Source organism: Collinsella aerofaciens, assembly GCF_964283865.1.
In the GTDB taxonomy this organism is placed as follows: domain Bacteria; phylum Actinomycetota; class Coriobacteriia; order Coriobacteriales; family Coriobacteriaceae; genus Collinsella.
This window is the reverse complement of the sequence record NZ_CAXYLS010000021.1, coordinates 1-18682: the sequence shown is the minus strand read 5'-3', so window position 1 is coordinate 18682 and position 18682 is coordinate 1. Positions and strand designations below refer to the sequence as shown.

Annotated in this window: 18 protein-coding genes; 4 read left to right on the top strand and 14 right to left on the bottom strand. The window is 61.0% G+C overall.

Going from position 1 to position 18682, the window contains the following annotated elements; all coding sequences use genetic code 11:
* The first annotated feature begins 112 nt into the window (after positions 1-112).
* A complete protein-coding gene (locus ACRX4W_RS09055; RefSeq protein WP_117565016.1) occupies positions 113-1096 on the top strand; it encodes a zinc-ribbon domain-containing protein in 984 nt (327 codons plus the stop codon).
* A gap of 142 nt (positions 1097-1238) precedes the next feature.
* Here ACRX4W_RS09055 and ACRX4W_RS09050 read toward each other — a convergent pair whose 3' ends face one another.
* From ACRX4W_RS09050 to ACRX4W_RS09020, 7 genes are all read right to left on the bottom strand, one after another.
* The gene (locus ACRX4W_RS09050) at positions 1239-3815 is read right to left on the bottom strand and encodes a DNA topoisomerase I (protein WP_161194366.1); all 2577 of its coding nucleotides are present in this window, start codon (positions 3813-3815) and stop codon (positions 1239-1241) included.
* Positions 3816-3869: 54 nt separating this feature from the next.
* On the bottom strand, positions 3870-4553 hold the full coding sequence (gene hypB / locus ACRX4W_RS09045; protein ID WP_117583579.1) for a hydrogenase nickel incorporation protein HypB: 684 nt from the start codon (positions 4551-4553) through the stop codon (positions 3870-3872).
* Positions 4554-4608: 55 nt separating this feature from the next.
* Positions 4609-4965, bottom strand: a complete 357-nt coding sequence (locus ACRX4W_RS09040) for a hydrogenase maturation nickel metallochaperone HypA/HybF (RefSeq protein WP_117772878.1) — start codon at positions 4963-4965, stop codon at positions 4609-4611.
* A gap of 6 nt (positions 4966-4971) precedes the next feature.
* Positions 4972-5763: a twin-arginine translocase subunit TatC gene (gene tatC / locus ACRX4W_RS09035; RefSeq protein WP_055285525.1), complete on the bottom strand. Its 792-nt coding sequence runs from the start codon at positions 5761-5763 to the stop codon at positions 4972-4974.
* Complete coding sequence (locus ACRX4W_RS09030; RefSeq protein ID WP_158571639.1) at positions 5763-6335, bottom strand: twin-arginine translocase TatA/TatE family subunit; 573 nt, start codon at positions 6333-6335, stop codon at positions 5763-5765. The genes tatC and ACRX4W_RS09030 overlap by 1 nt, the downstream gene beginning before the upstream one ends.
* Positions 6336-6488: 153 nt before the next feature.
* A complete protein-coding gene (locus ACRX4W_RS09025; RefSeq protein ID WP_089572422.1) occupies positions 6489-6803 on the bottom strand; it encodes an STAS domain-containing protein in 315 nt (104 codons plus the stop codon).
* 66 nt (positions 6804-6869) lie between these two features.
* Positions 6870-8174, bottom strand: coding sequence for an aspartate aminotransferase type Ic (locus tag ACRX4W_RS09020; protein ID WP_117772874.1), 1305 nt, complete (start codon positions 8172-8174; stop codon positions 6870-6872).
* 149 nt (positions 8175-8323) lie between these two features.
* On the opposite strand from ACRX4W_RS09020, the gene ACRX4W_RS09015 reads away from it, so the two are divergent.
* On the top strand, positions 8324-8578 hold the full coding sequence (locus ACRX4W_RS09015; RefSeq protein ID WP_117772872.1) for a hypothetical protein: 255 nt from the start codon (positions 8324-8326) through the stop codon (positions 8576-8578).
* A 373-nt stretch (positions 8579-8951) separates the two neighbouring features.
* Here ACRX4W_RS09015 and nhaA read toward each other — a convergent pair whose 3' ends face one another.
* The 7 genes from nhaA to ACRX4W_RS08980 form a co-directional block, all read right to left on the bottom strand.
* Positions 8952-10310, bottom strand: coding sequence for a Na+/H+ antiporter NhaA (gene nhaA / locus ACRX4W_RS09010; protein ID WP_432300154.1), 1359 nt, complete (start codon positions 10308-10310; stop codon positions 8952-8954).
* A gap of 267 nt (positions 10311-10577) precedes the next feature.
* The gene (locus tag ACRX4W_RS09005) at positions 10578-11501 is read right to left on the bottom strand and encodes a manganese-dependent inorganic pyrophosphatase (RefSeq protein ID WP_006235927.1); all 924 of its coding nucleotides are present in this window, start codon (positions 11499-11501) and stop codon (positions 10578-10580) included.
* Between the two features lie 166 nt (positions 11502-11667).
* Positions 11668-12621 (bottom strand): ROK family protein, encoded by a 954-nt coding sequence (locus tag ACRX4W_RS09000; RefSeq protein ID WP_231501530.1) that lies wholly within the window; start codon positions 12619-12621, stop codon positions 11668-11670.
* 241 nt (positions 12622-12862) lie between these two features.
* A complete protein-coding gene (locus tag ACRX4W_RS08995) occupies positions 12863-13195 on the bottom strand; it encodes a PTS sugar transporter subunit IIA (RefSeq protein WP_197032104.1) in 333 nt (110 codons plus the stop codon).
* Between the two features lie 9 nt (positions 13196-13204).
* Positions 13205-13507 carry a PTS sugar transporter subunit IIB gene (locus ACRX4W_RS08990; protein ID WP_117735519.1) on the bottom strand — a complete coding sequence of 101 codons (303 nt, stop codon included), beginning with the start codon at positions 13505-13507 and terminating at the stop codon, positions 13205-13207.
* A gap of 153 nt (positions 13508-13660) precedes the next feature.
* Positions 13661-15013, bottom strand: a complete 1353-nt coding sequence (locus tag ACRX4W_RS08985) for a PTS sugar transporter subunit IIC (RefSeq protein WP_117772868.1) — start codon at positions 15011-15013, stop codon at positions 13661-13663.
* Between the two features lie 120 nt (positions 15014-15133).
* The gene (locus ACRX4W_RS08980) at positions 15134-16534 is read right to left on the bottom strand and encodes a glycoside hydrolase family 1 protein (protein WP_117772866.1); all 1401 of its coding nucleotides are present in this window, start codon (positions 16532-16534) and stop codon (positions 15134-15136) included.
* A 302-nt stretch (positions 16535-16836) separates the two neighbouring features.
* Between ACRX4W_RS08980 and ACRX4W_RS08975 the strand changes: the two genes are divergently transcribed.
* Together ACRX4W_RS08975 and ACRX4W_RS08970 are read left to right on the top strand one after the other, a co-directional pair.
* On the top strand, positions 16837-17556 hold the full coding sequence (locus ACRX4W_RS08975) for a GntR family transcriptional regulator (protein ID WP_117799801.1): 720 nt from the start codon (positions 16837-16839) through the stop codon (positions 17554-17556).
* Positions 17557-17629: 73 nt separating this feature from the next.
* Complete coding sequence (locus ACRX4W_RS08970; RefSeq protein WP_432300151.1) at positions 17630-18562, top strand: type I phosphomannose isomerase catalytic subunit; 933 nt, start codon at positions 17630-17632, stop codon at positions 18560-18562.
* The last annotated feature ends 120 nt before the right edge of the window (positions 18563-18682 follow it).

The following is an 18682-nucleotide window of genomic DNA, read 5'->3' as shown; positions in this document are numbered from 1 at the left end:
TGAAGCTCTGAGACCGCCAAACAGTCCCTATTTCACCGCAACGTATGATGGGGAATTTTGGATGCTGGGTATAATCGTCGTATTGCATTGAAATGTGGCGAAAGGAGTGGCAATGTCTCGGTATTGCGCCTCGTGCGGCAAGCTTCTTGAAGATAATGCCAAGTTCTGCACCTCGTGCGGTGCACCCGTTGAGCAAACAGCCGCGAGCGATAGCCAGCCCGCTTTTGAGCAGACCGGCTCCCTTGATACGCCGCAAGCCAAGGCGGACGACCCCCTCGCCTATAGCCCCGACCCCGCCGCAAGGACCGAAGCCGTCGAGACCACGCAGCGCATACCCGTCGCGAGCGGCTCGCCCCAACAGCAGCCGGCTCCCGCATACGCGCCCGCTTCGCCACAGACCCCCGCTCCCAAAAAGAGCGGCACCGGGCCGCTTATCGCCGTTATCGTTGTGCTGGTGGCGATCATCATCGCCCTGGTCATCTTCTTTGCGATCAGACCGTTCGACAACGCCGCCACGCAGACGACTGCCGAGGTAGCTAAGCTGCACCATGACGTCGACGACGATGACCTAAAGCCTCTCGGCAATCCCAACAGCCTGTACGACGATGATGACGATGACGACGAGGATGGCGGCGAAGCAACGCTCTCCGAGCAGAACCTCTACCGTCGCCTGAGCGAATACTACGACTTGCTCGAAGATCTCGACAGCCAGGTCCGTGGCTGCGCGCAGAACTTCAACGGCAACTATCTGGAAGAGGATCGAACCACCCGTCAAAATCTCGCCGACGTCGCCGAGCGCACGGAGGACACCATCGAGCAGTATTACGACATCGTCGAGGACCTGGACGTCCCGACGAGCTCCAAGAACTACAGCTCCTGGAAGGATATCATCGCCCTGTACGACGACCTGGATCACCGCATTGACGCAATCTGTGATGCCTGGGAGATCAGCCTGAAATACGCCAAGCCTGCGGACCACAAGAATGAGATCGTGGCGCCGCTGTCGCGCGACAACGTGGCGGGCACCAATGACAATAAGTACCGCCTAGACTTTGAGGAGCGCTATCCCGGCGCTAAGCCTGTCGAGGTGAACTAGCGCTTTGTCGTTCCCGAGCCGGCAGTTAGGGACGTTCCTAAACTGCCGGCAGAAAAGGAACGTCCCTAACTGCCGGTCAAAAAAACGAGCGAGGATCGCGGGGTCCTCGCTCGTTTTTTTGGGCAATGTTTCGACTGCGCCGTTACTTGTCGGCGGCTGCTTTCTTGGCAGTCGACTTCTTCGCGGTCGTCTTCTTGGCGGCAGTGGCTTTCTTAGCCGTCGTCTTCTTTGCCGTGCTCGCCTTGGTTGTGGTCTTGCGACCGCGGGCGGGCTTCTTCTCCTTGGTCGGGCAGTCCATGTTGACGCAGATACGCCACGGACCGCGCGCCGTGTTGACCACCACGATGGGGGCGCCGCACTCGGGGCAGGTCTCGCCCGTCGCCTCGAGCTTGCCGCGCGCCGGCAGCGGATAGCTCACGCCGCAGTCATCGTAGTTGGTGCAGCGGATAAAGCGCTTGCCGCTCTTCTCGCTCTTGTGCGCGATCAGGTCGCCGTGACGTCCGGCCTCGGCACACACCTTGCACTCGCCCACCTTAAGATCGGGCTCGTAGTTGGTGGGGCACGTGGGGTTCACGCAGATCTCGAAGGCCTTCTGGCGGAATGGCTGGCACTTGATGCGCGGCGCGCCGCACTCGGGGCACACGGCGGCCTCGCCCTCGAGCGGGCTCACCTTGACGCCACTCGGCACCGGATAGGTCACGTCGCAGTCGGGCCAACCCATGCAGCCGATAAAGCTGCCGCGGGTCTTGGCGCTCGTCTTCATAACCAGGTCCTTGCCGCACTTGGGGCAGGCGCCCACGCGCGCATCGGCCGTGACGGCGTCGCTGATGGCGTCGCCCAGCTCCTGCGTATGCTTGAGCAGCTCGTCGAGCACGCCGGCCAGCAGCGCGCGCGAGTGTGTCACGACATGCTCTTCGGTATCCTCGCCGCGCTCCACGCGGGTCATGTCGCCGTCGAGCTCGCTGGTCATATCGGGGCTCGTGATGCGCGGGGCAAACTGCGACAGCGCGTCGATGATGGCGATGCCCAGCTGGCTCGGCTCAACGGGATCATTTTTGAGATAGCGCACGGCATACAGGCGCTCGATGATGCTCGCGCGCGTGGACTTGGTGCCCAGGCCGCGCTTTTCCATCTCCTGCACGAGCTTGCCCTGGCTGTAGCGCGCGGGCGGCTCGGTCTGCTTGGCCTCGAGCTTAATGTCGAACACGTCGACCGTGTCGCCCTGCTCAAGCGGCGGCATCTGCTCGTCGCGCTTGAGGCCGTACGGATATGCCTCGCGGAAGCCCGGGGTCACGAGCACGTCGCCCGAAGCCACGAACGGCTCGCCGTTGACGTCGAGCTCGAGCTTGGTGTTCTCGATGGTCGCGGGCCCCATGAGCGTTGCCAGGAAGCGACGGGCGACGAGGTCATAGAGTTTGCGCTGGCCGCCGTCGAGCGTGGACGGATCGCCCTCGCCCGTGGGGTAGATAGGCGGGTGGTCGGTGGTCTCGACCTTGCCGCGCGTGGGCTTCATGGGGCCGGCGAGCACCTTTTTGCACACGGGCGCCAGCGCCGGGTTGATCTTTGCCAGGTCGCTCACCACGGCGCCCAGATCGAGCGTCGCGGGATACACGGTGTTATCGACACGCGGGTAGCTGATGAGACCGGCCATGTAGAGGGACTCGGCGATGCGCATCGTACGCGCAGGCGAGATGCCCTCGGCCGCGGCGGCAGCCTGCAGCGAGGTCGTCGCAAACGGCGTGGGCGGCTGCTGCTTACGCGAGCGCTTGGTCACCGCGGCGACGGTTGCCGTCGTAGCGCCGTCAACGTGACCGTACGCCGTCTCAGCAGCATCCTTGTCGGTAAAGCGCGCCGTCTTGTGCGCGATCTTAAAGCGATCGTCCTCGGCAGCGCCTTGCGCGGCGCCCATGCCGCGAATCTGCCAATAGTCCTCGGGCACAAACGCCATGCGCTCGCGCTCGCGCTCGACCACCAGGGCAAGCGTCGGCGTCTGCACGCGGCCGGCGGAACGCACGTTGCCAAAGCCGCCAAACTTGGCGAGCGTCAGGTAGCGCGTGAGCACCGCACCCCAAATGAGGTCGATGTGCTGACGGCTCTCGCCGGCGTCGGCCAGGTTCTGGTCGAGCGAGACAAGGTTATCGAAGGCCTGCGTGATCTCGGCCTTGGTAAACGAAGAATACTGGGCGCGGGCGACCGGCAAGTCGGGCGCCACCTCGCGCACCTTGTTGAGGGCGTCCGAACCGATCAGCTCGCCCTCGCGATCGAAGTCCGTGGCGATGATGACGCTGTCGGACTTTTTGGCGAGGTTCTTAAGCGAGCGGATGAGCTCTTTCTCGGCCGGAAGCTTAATGACGGGCGCCCAGGTGAGATAGGGCAGGCTCTCGAGCTTCCAGCCCTTGATGGAAATGCCATCGGCAAGGAACGGCTTGCGCTTGGTGTCGTACGGCGGGCGGGCCAGGCCATCGGGCATATCGGCCGGCAGCATTTCGCCGTCCTCCGTGACCGAATACCAGCCCAACTTTTTATCGAACAGCACACTGTCGCAAAAATCGGGTGCCAGGATGTGACCGGCAAGGCCGATCGTCACGCACTCCTCGCCCTTCCACTCAAAACGGTAGATGGCGGTGTTGTACACCTTGTCCTTTTTGGGCTTGCCCGTGGACAGACGCTCGGCGATCTGACGCGCGGCGTCGTTTTTCTCAGCGATGATGAGCTTCAAAAGAGGCTCCTATCTCGTGTGTCTGCGGCTGCGCCCGCCCTCTTGGCGGCCGACTTACGCCCTTGCTTGCTCAATCTGCCCGATGAGCCAATCGCACCAGGCATCCATGCCCTCGCCCTTGCGCGCGCTCACGGCAAACCGCGGCGCCTGCGGATTGAGGTCATCGAGTGTCTTAGTATACCTATCCATGTCAAAATCGAAAGCCGGGGCCACGTCGACCTTATTGAGCAGCTGCGCGCCGGCGTGCTGGAAGATGCCCGGGTACTTGATGGGCTTGTCGTCGCCCTCGGGCACCGAGAGGATCATGATGGACAGGTTCTCGCCCAGGTCAAAGTCGACCGGGCAGACCAGGTTACCCACGTTTTCGATAAAGATGACGTCGATGTTCTCCAGACCGACGGCCTGGTCGAAGGCGTCGACGGCCTCCATGATCATGTTGCCCTCGAGGTGGCACAGGCCGCCCGTGTTGATCTGGATGGCGGGCATGCCGGCTTCCTTCATGGTGATGGCGTCGACATCCGAGGCGATATCGCCCTCGATGACGGCACAGCGTAGGCCGGCCTTGTCGCGCAGGCGCTCGTTGGTGCCCAGAATCGTGGTGGTCTTACCCGAGCCGGGGCTCGACAGCACATTGATCACGTAGGTGCCTGCCTCATTAAATCGCTGACGCAGCTGATCTGCCAGGCGCTCGTTGCGCGACAGGATCGGCGACGCGATATCAATCGTTTTCTCGGCCATACTTAGCGCTCCTTACTTTGGCTCCTTTATACCCCATCACCAGATGGCTAGCGGGCTAATCGTCGGGGGTTTCGATTTCGATACTTGCGATATCGAGCTCGCGGCCGTGCAGCAGGCGCACGTTGGCGCCGCCACACTGGGGGCAGCGACAATGGAAACGGTCGTGCTCAAAGACCTCGCCGCAGTCCAGGCACTCGCTTTGTGGATGGACCTCCTCCACGGCAAGCTCGCAGCCGCGCGTGAGCGGGTCCTCGTCGCGAAACGTCCCCCACGCAAAGTCGAGCGCCTCGCGCACGACCTCGGTCATATCCCCGATACGCAGCGTTACCAAAACGGCGCGCGAGGCCCCCGCCCCACGCGCCGCGCGAATCACTGTATCGAGTATGCCGTTGACAATGCCAACCTCGTGCATACCGTTTTACTCCTCGTCGTCCTCGTCGTCCGAGAACAGGTCCAGACGGCTCACGAACAGGCCCTCCTTGCCCTCGCGCGCGGTAATGACCACGCGGGCAATGGCGAGCGAGATCTCGTAGAGCGAAAGCAGGGCACCGTACATAAGGCCCAGCGTAACGGGCGAGCCGTCGGGCGTGATCACAGCCGAGCCCACGAGCAGGCCCACGTACACGTAGCGCCAGGCGCTGCGGAAGGCCGCATAGGACACGATGTGAAAGACGGACAGATAGAAGATGATGAGCGGCAGCTCAAACGCCACGCCAAAGCCGATCATAAAGAGCAGCTCCATGTTGACGTAGTTCTCCAGGTCGGGCAGCGCCGTAGCGACGGCCGAGGTCTCGCCGATGAGCCACTCAAAGCCCGCCGGGATGATGATGAAGTAGCAGAAGATGGCACCCAGGAAGAACAGAACCGTCGAGGCGAGCACCGTGGGCACAACCCACTTGCGCTCGTTGGGGCGCAGTGCCGGCAGGAAAAATGCCAGGATCTGCCAGATGATCATGGGCGTGCACATGACCACGGCCATCTTGATGGCCAGCGAGAAGCGCAGGCCAAAGCCGCCGAGCGTGGTGGTGATGTAGAACTTACCGTCCGGCACAAAGGAGCGGATGGGGTCTTCCAGGATATCGAGCACCACAGGCGTGGCGAAATACAGCACGATAGCGGCGGCAAACACCGATACGACCACGATAGTCAGGCGGCGACGAAGCTCTCCCAGGTGATCGAAGAGCGGCATGCGCGCAGGTCCGATCGGCATTACTCATCGCCTCCCTTCGGGGCGTCGGCGGCAGCAGCCTCGGCATCGTCCTCGACCTCGAGCTCGCGAGCGAGCTGGTCGACGACGGCCTTGCGTTTGCGGGGACGACGGGCGTAGAGGTCAGCCGTCGTGGGCTCTGCCGGCTCGGGCTCGGGCTCTGCAGCAGGCTCGGGCTCGACGGCAGCAGCAGGCTCTGTACCCTCGGCCTCATCAACAGCGCCTTCGCCCTCAGCAGCACCCTCGCTTGCGGCCTTCTCGGCAGCAAGACGGGCGCGACGCTCGGCAAAGGTCTCCTTCTTGGCGGGCGCTGCCGTCTCGGCGGCATCCTCGTCCGCATCGGAATCGTCGTCGGTCGCAGCGGCCTTCTTGGGCTTGACCGGGGCCGACGCGGCCTCGCTCACCGGATCGATAATCTCGGACTGAACAACGGCCGTCATCTTTTCCTGCGTCTCGCGGAACTGACGGATGGCACGGCCGATCGTGCGGCCCATCTGCGGGAGCTTATCCGGGCCAAACAGCAAAAAGCCGAAGACCACGATGATCGCGAGCTCACCCTCTCCAATACCAAACACACATACCTCCAAGGCTCGATGTGAGTCGAGCCCGCACCGCGCCATTCGGCCGGAACTCGTCTATTCATTCGGTCAAGTATAGCGCCCGGACGCCAAAACGTCCGAGCGCATCACAAACATATGCCAAACGGCACGCCCTTTTGGGGGCAAAGATTATGCAGCGGTGATCGAAATCTCCTGGTCGACGCCCAACAGCTGAACCACGCGCATCACCGGGGGCTGCACGTTGACGCAGCTAAAACGCTTACCATGATCAGCTGCGTGGTGTGCGGCGCCCACAAGCACGCCAATGCCCGTCGAATCGATGTAGCTCACCTGGGCAAAATCGAGCTCAACGGCCTCAGTGGGCTGCTCGAGCGCCAGGTCGATGGCATTGCGCAGGCTATCGGCGTTAGAGATATCGATCTCACCGGTCACCTTAATGGTGTAGAGCTCTGGCGTGGGGTTGGTGGAAATACCCAAATCCATGTATACGCTCCTTTACGTATCGAAAGTGCGGATAGTACTAGGCGCGGACTTGCGGGGCCCTACGCGTTAGGCGCGCTCGGCACGCGCAAGCTCGGCAGCGACGAGCTTGACAGCCAGCACCAGCACATCGAGCGCGGCCTCCAGGTCCTCGACCGTGGGATAGCTCGGCGCGATGCGGATGTTGGTGTCGCGCGGATCCTTGCCATAAGGCCAGGTGGCACCAGCCGGCGTGAGCTTGACGCCCAGGTCGGCACAAAGCGCGGCGACCTTCTGGGCCGAGCCCTCGGGGCCATCGAAACTCACAAAGTAGCCGCCATGGGGATGAGTCCAAGTGGCGCAACCCGTGTTGCCCAAGCCCTCGGTGAGTTTACGCTCAACGGCCTCAAAGCGCGGGCGCAGGAACTCGGCATGCTTTTTCATGTGCTCCTTGACCGCCTCGATGGTGGGAAGGAAACGCACGTGACGCAGCTGGTTGAGCTTGTCGGCGCTGATGAGGCCGGCCTTCAGGCGCTTGGAGAACTCGGCGATAACCGCGGGGCTCGCACCAATAAAGCCGATGCCGGCGCCCGGGAAGGTGATCTTGGACGTCGAGGCAAAGGCCACCACGCGATCCTCGGTGCCCGCCGCGCGAGCGAGGTCAAAGATATTTGCGAGCTCGTCGGTCTCGTCGTACAGGTCGTGCACGCAGTAAGCGTTGTCCCAAAAGATGCGGAAATCGGGCGCGGCCGTGGGCATCTCGACCAGGCGGCGCACAGTGTCCTCGCTAAAGGTGATGCCCGTGGGGTTGGAATACTTGGGCACGCACCAGATGCCCTTGATGGAATCGTCGGCGGCAACCAGGCGCTCAACCTCGTCCATGTCGGGGCCGTTGTCGGTCATCGCGACGGGGACGTTCTCGATGCCCAAGTCGGCGGTGATGCCAAAGTGGCGATCGTAGCCGGGAACGGGGCACAGGAACTTGACCTTCTTGCCGTCGTGCGCGGCCTCGTAGGCGTCCCAGGGCTCGCTGCCGCACGAGCCGCAACGCCAGAACATACCGGCGATGTCATGCTCAATCAGCAAACTCGACGAGCCCAGCACGAGCGTCTGCTCGGCAGGGCACCCCAGGAACTCCCCCGCTAGCTTGCGTGCCGAGGGAATGCCCTCAAAGCAGCCGTAGTTGGAGCAGTCGACGTTGCCGTCGTGCAGATCGGCATCGGCATTGAGGATATCGAGCATAGGTCGAGAGATGTCCACCTGGGAGGGCGACGGCTTGCCGCGGGCCATGTCGAGCGCCAGGCCCTTGGCCTTGACCTCGGCGACCTCGGCTTTGAGCGCCTCGATGGCGGCATCGAGTTCGGTGGTTTCCATCTTCTGGTAGATCGTCTGCATGGGTGCGACCTTTCGCGAAGCGGTACGTTGCAGTTCGTCTAAGTATAGACCGCCACCGCCACAACGGTATGAAGCCGTGATAGATTAAGTTCATCGCAATGAATTACGAATCGCCGCGCATGGCGGCGTGGGGCGCCCAAGGAGGCACTATGGAGTACGGATCGTTTAGGGCCGAGGAATTCGGCGACCTGCAGCGCCTGGTCGACGGGCTGTTTTACGACCGCCATGCCATCGACCGCCTGGACCTGATCGTACAGGCCGAAATCTTGGACCTGGCGCCCGATCTCATGGAAATCGTCAACCTGCTACCGCCCGGCTATTACGACCGCCAGTCACTCTGCGACCAGCTCAACTCCGCCTTGGCCGCCCACGGCTGGGGCGCCGTCTACGGAACGGTGGAATAAGCCTCGAGGCCGGCGATTTGGCCCGCTTCCCGACCTTGGCGAGGCTTGTTTTAGGGCTTGTGGCCAAAAAAGGGCAAATATGAGTACTGTTACCTTTTTAGTAGCAGCGATTTTTGGTCGAAATCGGCAAAACTCGACTTGAAACTTCCTAATCACCGTCAGCTAGCGCCAAATTGGAAGTCGATGGTCACTCATTAACGTACAGTTCTTATAACTTTGTTCATTATTTTCCGCACCTAAAATGATACGCCGTTTGTGACAGTACTCACAAACGGCGTTTTTTGACCACTGGCGTGTCTGGCAGGCGGCAAGCACCGCCAGAATCCGCATTTTGGACGCGCCCGAATCGGTTCTGGAGCCGGTTTTCGCGCTCTTACTCGTCTTTGGGCGAGGGATGCTTGCAGACCACGCTCATGTAGATCATGCCGAGCACGGCTGCGGTGACCGAACCGGCGAGAATAGCGGCCTTGGCTGCAAGAACCTCAAACTGGGCCGTCGGGAAGGCAAGGCCGCTGATGAGAATCGACATGGTAAAGCCGATACCGCCCAGAATGCCCACGCCGGCAATCATGTGCCAGTTGACATTGTGCGGCAGCTCGCAGGCCTTAAGCTTAACCAGGGCAAACGTCATACCAAAGATGCCGATCGGCTTGCCCAGCAGCATGCCAAAGTACACGCCGAGCGTCACCGGATCGGTGAGCAGCGTGCTCATGTCCACGCCCACTAAACGAACCTGAGCGTTTACGAACGCAAAGATCGGCAGGATCACAAAGTTGACCGGCGTGGAGATCAGACGCTCCATGCGGATAAGCGGCGGGGTCACGCGGTGCATGACGCGCTCGACCTTGGTAGTCGAGACGGTAAAGTCATGCTGGCCCAGGATGTGTGCCTCGTCGTCGTAGCGGTCATCGAGCAGCGGCAGGCACTCGCCCAGCCAATCGGTGAGACTATCGAGCTTGACGCCGCACTTGGCCGGAATGGTGAAGGCCAGGATGACGCCAGCAAGCGTGGCATGTACGCCGCTCTTGAACATGCAGAACCACAACAGCAGCCCCAGTACCGAATACGGGGCAAGGCGGTAATGCTGCGTCTTGTTGAGCCACACGAGCGCGCAGGTCACAAGCGCGGCGGCGCCCAACCAAAACGGATTGGGGCTCTGACCGTAGAAGATGGCGATGGCGGCGATGGAGATCAGGTCGTCGGCGATAGCGAGCGTCGAGAAGAACACGCGCACGCCGTTGGGAACGCGGTTGCCCAAAAGCGACAGCACGCCCAGCGCAAAGGCAATATCGGTTGCCATGGGGATGGCCCAACCGTTGCGGGCGCCGGCATGGTTAAAGATCAGGTAGATGCAGGCGGGAACGACGACGCCGCCCACCGCCGCCAACATGGGAAGCATGGCCTGACGCGGATTCTTGAGCTCGCCGACCGTCATCTCGTACTTAAGCTCAATGCCCACCAACAAAAAGAAAATCGCCATGAGGAAGTCGTTGACGAAAAACTCAACGGTGAGACCAGCCGTAAGGTTGCCCAGGCCCACATACAGCGGGGTCTCCAAAAAGTGATGGATGGCCTCGTAGGCATCGGTGTTGGCGCAGATAACGGCGGCGATAGCGGCGAAGACCATGACGGCGGCGGAAATCGTGCCGTTCTCGGCGATGCGCTCCCAAATGTCGTGACGTTCAAAGCGCTTGCGCTCACGAACGTTGAACAGCTGCTCAGTTGCTGCCATGGGCGGCTCCTTTCACGGGAAAGCTCCCGTCTTAAAAAAGCACGGCCCGCCCAAGTGGCGGCGCCGCGCTCTAACGTATTACGCTTGCATCTAGCCTACCCTGCACGACAAGCACGCAGGCGTGGCCGAAAAGCGGAACCACAGGTTGAACATTATTTGCTCAACGGCACGGGCACGCCTGTCCAAGAGACGACGCGGCGCCGTGCACAAAAAACGACCGGAGCGCGGGACGTCCGCGATCCGGTCGTGGCGTTTGGTCAACTAAACCTAGCAGGCGGCCATGATGGGGGCAGCGACCTGCTTCTTACGGGAGAGGACACCCGGCATCCAGACGCCGTCGTGCTCGTCGGCAATGCCCAGGCCCTTCTGAGCGGCCTCGGTCTCGCCCTCGAGCAGGACCTGCGAGCCCTCCTCCATGATGTCGGTGATGCACAGGACAATGCCATCGGCACCCTTCTCGGCGGCGTAGGCGCGCATGGCCTCGCGAATCTCGTCGATCATGCCGAGCGCACGACTCTTGTCGACGGTCTCGTACTGGCCGATGAGCAGCTTCTTGCCGGCGGGCTCGAACATCTTGATGTCGTTGCCGACCATCTCGGCTGCGGTGAAGGAGCCGGACGGACGGGTGAGGAAGACCTCCATGCCAAACTTGACCGGGTCGACACCCACCTGCTCGCCGAGCTTGGCGGCGACAGCGCGGTCGACATCGGTGGTGGTGGGGCTCTTGAGCATGAGCGTGTCGGTCATCATGGCCGAGAGCAGCAGCTTGGCCTGGACGTCGGAAAGCTCAACGCCGAGCACGCCGGCGAGCTTGGTGACGATGGTGCAGCTGGAGCCCCAGGGCAGGCAGATGTAATGCAGCGGGCCGGCGGTCTCGAAGTCGCCGATGCGGTGATGATCGACAACGCCAAAGACCGTGGCGTCCTTAAGGCCGGCGACGGACTGGGCAGACTCGTTGTGGTCGGTGAGGACGACGAGCTGACCGGCCTCGACGGACTCGATCACGCGGGGCTCGGCGATGCCGGCGTCGGCGAGCAGCTTGGCGGACTCGGCCGGAAGCTGACCAAGGGCGCAGGCCTCGTAGGTGTTGCCGGCATACTCAACCTGGTTGAGCAGCTGGGACAGGACGACGGCGCTCATGATGGCGTCGTTATCGGGGTTCTGGTGACCAAAGACAAGAACGTTTGCCATGGATATCCTCCACTTGATATGTGTACTTGGACGTAGCTATGGTAGCACGCCGATGCCGAGCCTTCGCAGACGGAAGGGCTACGGCATATTTTGGGGCAGGCATGGAGGCCAAGGCTGTCCCTTTTGCACCATGTTGGTGCAAAGTAACCTGGCCCCCTTGCACCAGCTATTTGCCGGCGGCGCGCAGGGCTACGTAAGCGGCACCGATGATGCCGGCGTCGTTGCCGAGCGAGGCGACCTCAATGGGCGTCTCGCGCGAGGCGGAAAGCGCGTAGTGCTTAAAGTGCTCGCGGACCTTGTCGAGGTAGACGTCGGCCGAGGCGGAGGCGCCGCCGCCGATCAGGAACATCTCGGGGTCGACCACGTTGGCGATAAGCGCCAGAGCGCGACCGAGATAATCGGCCATGGTATCAGCCGCGGCCAGCGCAAGCTTGTCGCCCTCGCGGCAAGCTTGGAACACGTCCTTGGAATCGGAGGGGCCGGTGAGCTCGATGGGCTCGACGCCCGCCTTCTTGCATTCGGCAAGGTAGTTGCTCACCACGCCAGTGGCGCTGGAATACTGCTCCAGGTGGCCATGGCCGCCACAGCCGCAGGTGCGCTCCTCGTCGGGATTCAGGCACATGTGGCCAATCTCGCCGCCGGCGCCCACAACGCCCGACACCACGTCGCCGTTGACGATAACGCCGCCGCCCACGCCGGTACCGATGGTGACCATCACCACGTTCTGCACGCCCTTGGCAGAGCCGAGCCAGGCCTCGCCCATGGCAGCAGCGTTGGCATCGTTCTCGTACTTAACGACCGCGTCGGGGCAGTGCTCCTGAATGGCGATCCTAAGCTCGGGCAGGTTAATGGCAATGTTGGCCTTGACCTTGGCATCGCCCGAGGCCGGGATGGGGCACGGAACGGCCAGGCCAATGCCAGCCACAAAGGCACGCGGAATCTGCGCCTTGGCGACCACCTGGTCGATCGCCTCGGTCACCGCGGCAAAGCCCGCAGCGTCAACGATGGGAGGCGTGGGTACGCTGGCCTTGGCAAGCAGGTTGCCGTCCTCATCGAACAGGCCCTCCTTAACCGAAGTGCCGCCGACGTCGATGCCGATGTAGTACTGCTTAGGTTCCATGGGAGCCCACCTTTCTCGTTTAAACATTGCCTGTATGGTACCGCTCCTAAGACAAAAACCTGCCAAAAAGGGACAGGTTTGTTTTGGCAGGTTTTATCTGGGAAAATGCGAACGCCCGCTCATCAGCTCGCGCAAGGCCTTCGCCAAATATAAAGGCGCCGGAAGGCGGAGGCTCCCGGCGCCCGTGAAAGGGACTGAATTGTCTGGTGGGCCGAACGGTCCGTCGCGGCGATAACGCCGACTAGGCCGTGCGCGCCTGCAGCAGCTTGTGGACCTCGATGAGCTCCGTGGCCATGACGCGCATGGTCTCGGTGCCTGCCATCTGGTCCTCGGCATGCAGCAGAATCAGCGGGGCCTCGCCGTTACGCTCGCCATTGGCCTCCTTTTTAAGGAGCCCCATGTGAACATCGTGACCACCGTTGTAAGCCTCGTCACCCTGCTTGATAAGCTCCTCGGCGGCGTCAAAATCGCCCTCCTTGGCCTTTTGCACGGCATTGATGTACATGCTCTTGGCGGTTCCGACGAAACTGATGATCTCAAAGCAGGTCATCTGCAGCTCGTTCATATCCTCCATGCGCTGCACCTAGCCCATCACGCTGACGCAGTGGTCGATGATGCCAGCAGCGTTCATGCGGCCGTAGTCGACCATGTTGATGACCTCAACCGGGAAGCGGCCAGCGGCCTCCTTCTCAAAATCGCCCTTGGTGTAGCCAATCTGCGGGCCGAGCAGCAAGATATCGCACTCGTCCAGGTGATCGTGAGCCTCGTTCATAGGACGGGCCTCGACCTCGATGTCCAGACCACGGCTTGCGACCTCGGACTGCATCTTCTGGACCAGCAGGCTCGTGGACATACCGGCATTGCAGCAAAGCATGATCTTCTTCATGGTTTCCTCCTTATAACTGCGCGGCGCGCAGACGACAACTGGTTTTATTCCTTGCGGCTACTGTACCCACCCCCTGCGTCTTTACGCAGGGAGAGCCGCGAGCACCGGCACCGCGTACCGGCGCCCGCAACAATGAAAGGGAAAACGAACCGTTTAGGCGTTCTGCTCGGCAAGGGCCTCCTGCTTGGCGATGGCCTTCTCGGAGATCCTCATAAAGGGCAGGTAGACAACCATGCCGATGACAAGCTCGAGGGCCTGCCATACGCCGGCGCGCCAGTCAAAGCCCGTGGCAAGCAGGGCGTTAATGACGGGAGGCATGGTCCAAGGCACCTGGGCGATGCAGGGGCTGATGATGCCCGCGCAGGTCAGGCCATAGGTGATGCCGATGAACAGGTCGGGAAGAAGCACGAACGGAATCATGAGCGGCAGGTTGTACACGACGGGGTAACCGTAGATGACCGGCTCGTTGATGTTAAACAGGCCAGGAACGATAGCCATCTTGGCAACGGTCTTGGAAGCCTTGTTCTTAGAGAACAGGAAGGTATCGAGCAGGAGCATGAGGGTGCAGCCCGAGCCGCCGATAAGGGCGAAGCTGTTGACGATCTGCATGTTCATGTAGTGATCGGGCTGGATGGTGCCGCCGGCGGCAAAGGTAGCCATGTTGTCGACGATGAGCATGGTCAGGATCGGCTCGACGGTAGCGCCAGAGATGGTGGACTGGTGAATGCCGACGCAGAACAGCAGGTTCGCAAGAGTGTAGATGAGGATAACAGCCCACGGACCGGCGTTCATGATGCTCTTGAGCGGGTTGGAAATACACGTGGAGATGATGGTGCACAGATCGGTGCCGGCAAACACGGCGAGCAGCGCTGCGGCAACTGCGAAGATCGAGAGGTTGAGCAGCATCGGGATCATGACGTTAAAGGAGTTGGAGACCGCGGGGGGCACACCCTCGCCCAGCTTTACTTTAAGCTTCTCGACGCCGGAAATCTTGATGAAGAGCGTGACGGAGAGCAGGGCGATGATAATAGCCGCGAACAGACCGTTGGTACCGGTGTTGGCAGTCGAAAGGGCGCCCGTGACCTCGGCAGAGGTGATCTTGTCGGTGAGCAGCGGACTCGTGGCGGCAAGCGTGGCGGTGATCTGCTGCGGCATCATGATAACGAAAGCGGAGATGGCGACGACCACGCAGGCAAGCGGGTTATCGAAGCGCTCGTTCTTAGCGAGGCTGTAGCCGATCAATCCGGCCAAGACAATGGCAGAGACGTTGAGGGTGCCCAGCGTAATTGCCGAACCCCAGGTCTGAAGATTGGCAAGACCCGCCGCATCGAGCGGGAACAGAGGGAACACGACGTTGTTAATAAGAACCGCGATACCCGCAAGGATATAGAGCGGCGTGATGGTTGCGAAGGCATCGCGCAGGGAACGCAGGTGAACCTGGTTTCCCACCTTCGCAGAGACCTCGGCAAATTTGTCGAGGAAGCTCTTTCCGTTTTCACTGGCCATGATTGCTCCTAACTATCAAATCCGGCCTTTTCCTATGCGCACGGTGGTCTGTCGCCCTTTGCCACCAGATGTGCCATGTTTTGCGCGCGGCGGCGCGCGGTCTGGGCGCTCGCCCGGTCGCTAGTCAACCACGTGGGTCGTTGCGACCTGCTTGAGCCAAGCTGCAGACTTCTTAAGGCGGCGCTTGTAGCCGTCCATGAGGTCGACCTCGACAAAGCCGTAACGGTTCTTAAAGGCATTAGCCCAAGACCAGTTATCGATGACGGCCCAATAATGGTATCCGCGGCATTTGGCGCCCTCGGCGATTGCCTTGGCAACCCACTCCAGGTGCTGGCGCACAAAGTCGACGCGGTAGTCGTCCTGAATGGTCCCTTCGGCGTCACGGTTCTTGTATTCGTCCATGATGCCGATACCGTTCTCGGATACAAACCACTCAAGATCGGGGTAGTTCTTAGCGCAGTCCATGCCAAAGTCGTAGAGGCCCTGCGGGTAGATTTCCCAGCCGCGGCTCTCGTTCATAACGGCGTCGGGCCATACGTACTCGTCGGCAAAGTGCGGCAGACCGTACTGGTCGATCTTGCTCGCCGGAGCCTGAACGCGCGTGGGATGGTAGTAGTTACAACCGAGCCAGTCGACAACGCCCTGCTTGAGGATCTCTTGGTCGCCGGCACGGAACGGAAGTTTAACGCCGCCCTCGGCCAGGCTGTCGAGCACGTCGGCGGGAAGCTCGCCCTTGGTAATAAGGTCGAGCCACCAGCGATTGTTGATACCGCTGGTCATACGCACGGCCTCGAGGTCTGCCTCGCTGGGGTTCTCCTTGGTATAGACCGGGGTAAAGCAGTTGATCATGCCGATCTTGGCGTCGGCGCGAACGGCGCCCTCGTCATAGGCGCGGCGGTAGTTGGCCACAGCCAGCGCGTGCGCCAGCGAGATGTGATACTGCACGGTGCGGGCGCGGTTATAGTCATGGAGCTGCGGGTACCACACGCCCTCCTGATAGCGCTGCTCGGGCTCGACGATGGGCTCGTTAAAGGTGAACCAGTACTTGATCTCCTGGCCAAACTCGCGGAAGGCAACGTCGGCGTAATGAGCGTACGCCTCGACGACCTCACGGCTCTCCCAACCACCACGGTCAAAGAGGTAGGTAGGCATGTCAAAGTGGTACAGGTTGACGAACGGCTCCAGGCCGGCCTCGCGAGAGGCACGGAACAGCTCGTGATACCACGCGGCGCCCTCCTCATTGAGGTTGCCGTTAGCATCGAGCAGGCGACTCCACTGGATGGAGGTGCGGTAGGTATCCAGGCCCAAGTCCTTCAAAATGCGAAGGTCCTCCTGGTATTTAGCCATAAAGTCATTGCCAGCATAAGAGCCAACGCGGTTATAGAACGAATCCAGATCCTGGATGGACCAGGTATCCCACAGGTTCTCGAGCTTGCCGCCCTGGTTCCACTGACCCTCAGTCTGCGGGCCGGACATAGCGGCGCCAAAGAAGAAGTCACGGGGCAGCTGATACTGAGCCATCAAAGTCCTCGCTTTCGTGTCTAGAGCTTTCGGTTGGAGACGGGTTTGCTTTGGCAAGTTATCCGGCGCGGGCGCGCACCGGTTATCCAGATATCCAGCCCGCCAAAACAAAACCGTCCCCAAACGGTCGGCCCTGCCGGCGGCAGGGTTCCGTTCGTTGCGTACAACTATAGCGCTCTAATTTCTAAAGTAAAGCGTCTTTTTGTTTTTTCTTTCTCGGACTTCTTATATAAAAGTAATATGGGTGCCTCGTTGGGGGTTATACTTACTTGCGTATTCTTATATGTCGGAAAGGAGGTTCCATGATTCCCAAATACGAGGCGATAGCTGCAGATATCCGTCGAAGCATCGAGGATGGCGCTCTTAAACCGGGCGACAAGCTACCCACCGTCGTTGAGTTCTGTGAGCTCTATAGCGTTTCCAAAATCACCGTCAAACGAGCTATCGAGCAGATCACCGAAGAGGGTCTTGTTACCAGCCGGCGCGGATCGGGCACCTACGTTAAAGACACGGCGGGGCTTCCCGACAAGGCGTTTTTCCAGGGCAAGAACGACCGCGCCCAGGGCTTTTCGTATGAGCACCGCGGGGAGAAGGTAACCTCGGTGGTCTACGATTTCTCGATTGTCAATCCACCGGCAGAGGTTGCGACTCAGCTGGGAATTGCCGAGGATGACTTTGCCTATCACATCGTGCGCGTGCGCCAGGTCGACGAGAAGCCCATCGTTATCGAGTACACCTACATGCCCCTCGAGCTGATTCCGGGCCTTAAAAAGAAAGACCTGTATGGATCGGTCTACAGCTTCATCCGCGAGCAATGCGGGCTGAAGATTTCGAGCTTCCACCGCACCATTCGCGCCGTAGCGGCAACCGAGGAAGAGGCTGAGCGCCTGGACACCAAACCCGGCTCTCCCCTGCTCGAGCTCAACCAGATTGGCTTTTTGGATAGCGGCACCGCCTTTGAGCATTCGATCTCGCGCAACGTTGGTGACCGCTTTGAGCTGCACAACGTAACGTTGGCATAGTTTTGTAGTCATGCGGGCGCTCGTTATGGCTCGTTTAGAGTGGGCAACCGCACAACACCATGGGGGTATGAACATGTCCGATTTGATTAAACTGACGCCGATCTTCCACGAGAAGATCTGGGGCGGCCGCCAGCTCGAAACCGTATTTGGTTACGACATTCCCGAGGGTCCCATCGGTGAGTGCTGGGCTATCTCGGCCCATCCCAACGGCGACTGCCAGATTGCGGAGGGCCCGTATGCCGGCCACACGCTGTCGTGGCTGTGGGCCGAGCACCGTGAGCTCTTTGGCAACTGCGAGGGCAAGGAGTTCCCGCTGCTCATTAAGATTCTGGACGCCAAGGACGACCTTTCGATCCAGATTCACCCCAACGACGAGTACGCTGCCGAGCACGAGAACGGCAGCCTGGGCAAGACCGAGTGCTGGTATGTGCTGGACTGCGAGCCCGGCGCCACGATCATCGTCGGACAGCGCGCCAAGGACCGCGCCGAGGCAGCACAGATGATCGAGGACGGCCGCTGGGACGAGATGCTCAACGTGCTGCCGATTCACAAGGGCGACTTTTTCCAGATTGACTCCGGTACCGTGCACGCCATCAAGACCGGTACGCTCATTTTGGAGACGCAGCAGTCGAGCGATGTGACCTATCGCCTGTACGACTACGACCGCCCCGGCACCGACGGCAAGCTGCGCCCGCTGCATATTGAGCAGAGCCTCGACTGCATCGATTTTGATGTTCAGGCGCCGACCGACGGCACCGTGACCGCGCCCGAGGTCGACGGCGTGACCGAGCTCGAGTCCAATCCCTGCTACACCGTCGATCGTGTGCGCGTCGACGGCAGCAAGACCCTCGACCAGCGCTGGCCCTTCATGTGCCTGTCGGTCATCGACGGCGAAGGCACCGTCTGCGACGACCCCGTCCACAAGGGAAGCCACCTGCTAGCTCCGAGCACCGTCAGCTCCATTGACCTCGAAGGCAAGATGGAACTGATCATCAGCCACCTGTAGGTCACTGGTACCCGAGTGCTCGCCGGGATGGGCGCGGGGTTTGATCGCCTGCTCGGGCAGTCCTGCTCAAGACGGAGGCCACATTAAGTGGCCTCCTTTGCGTGCGGAACTCGCGATCGA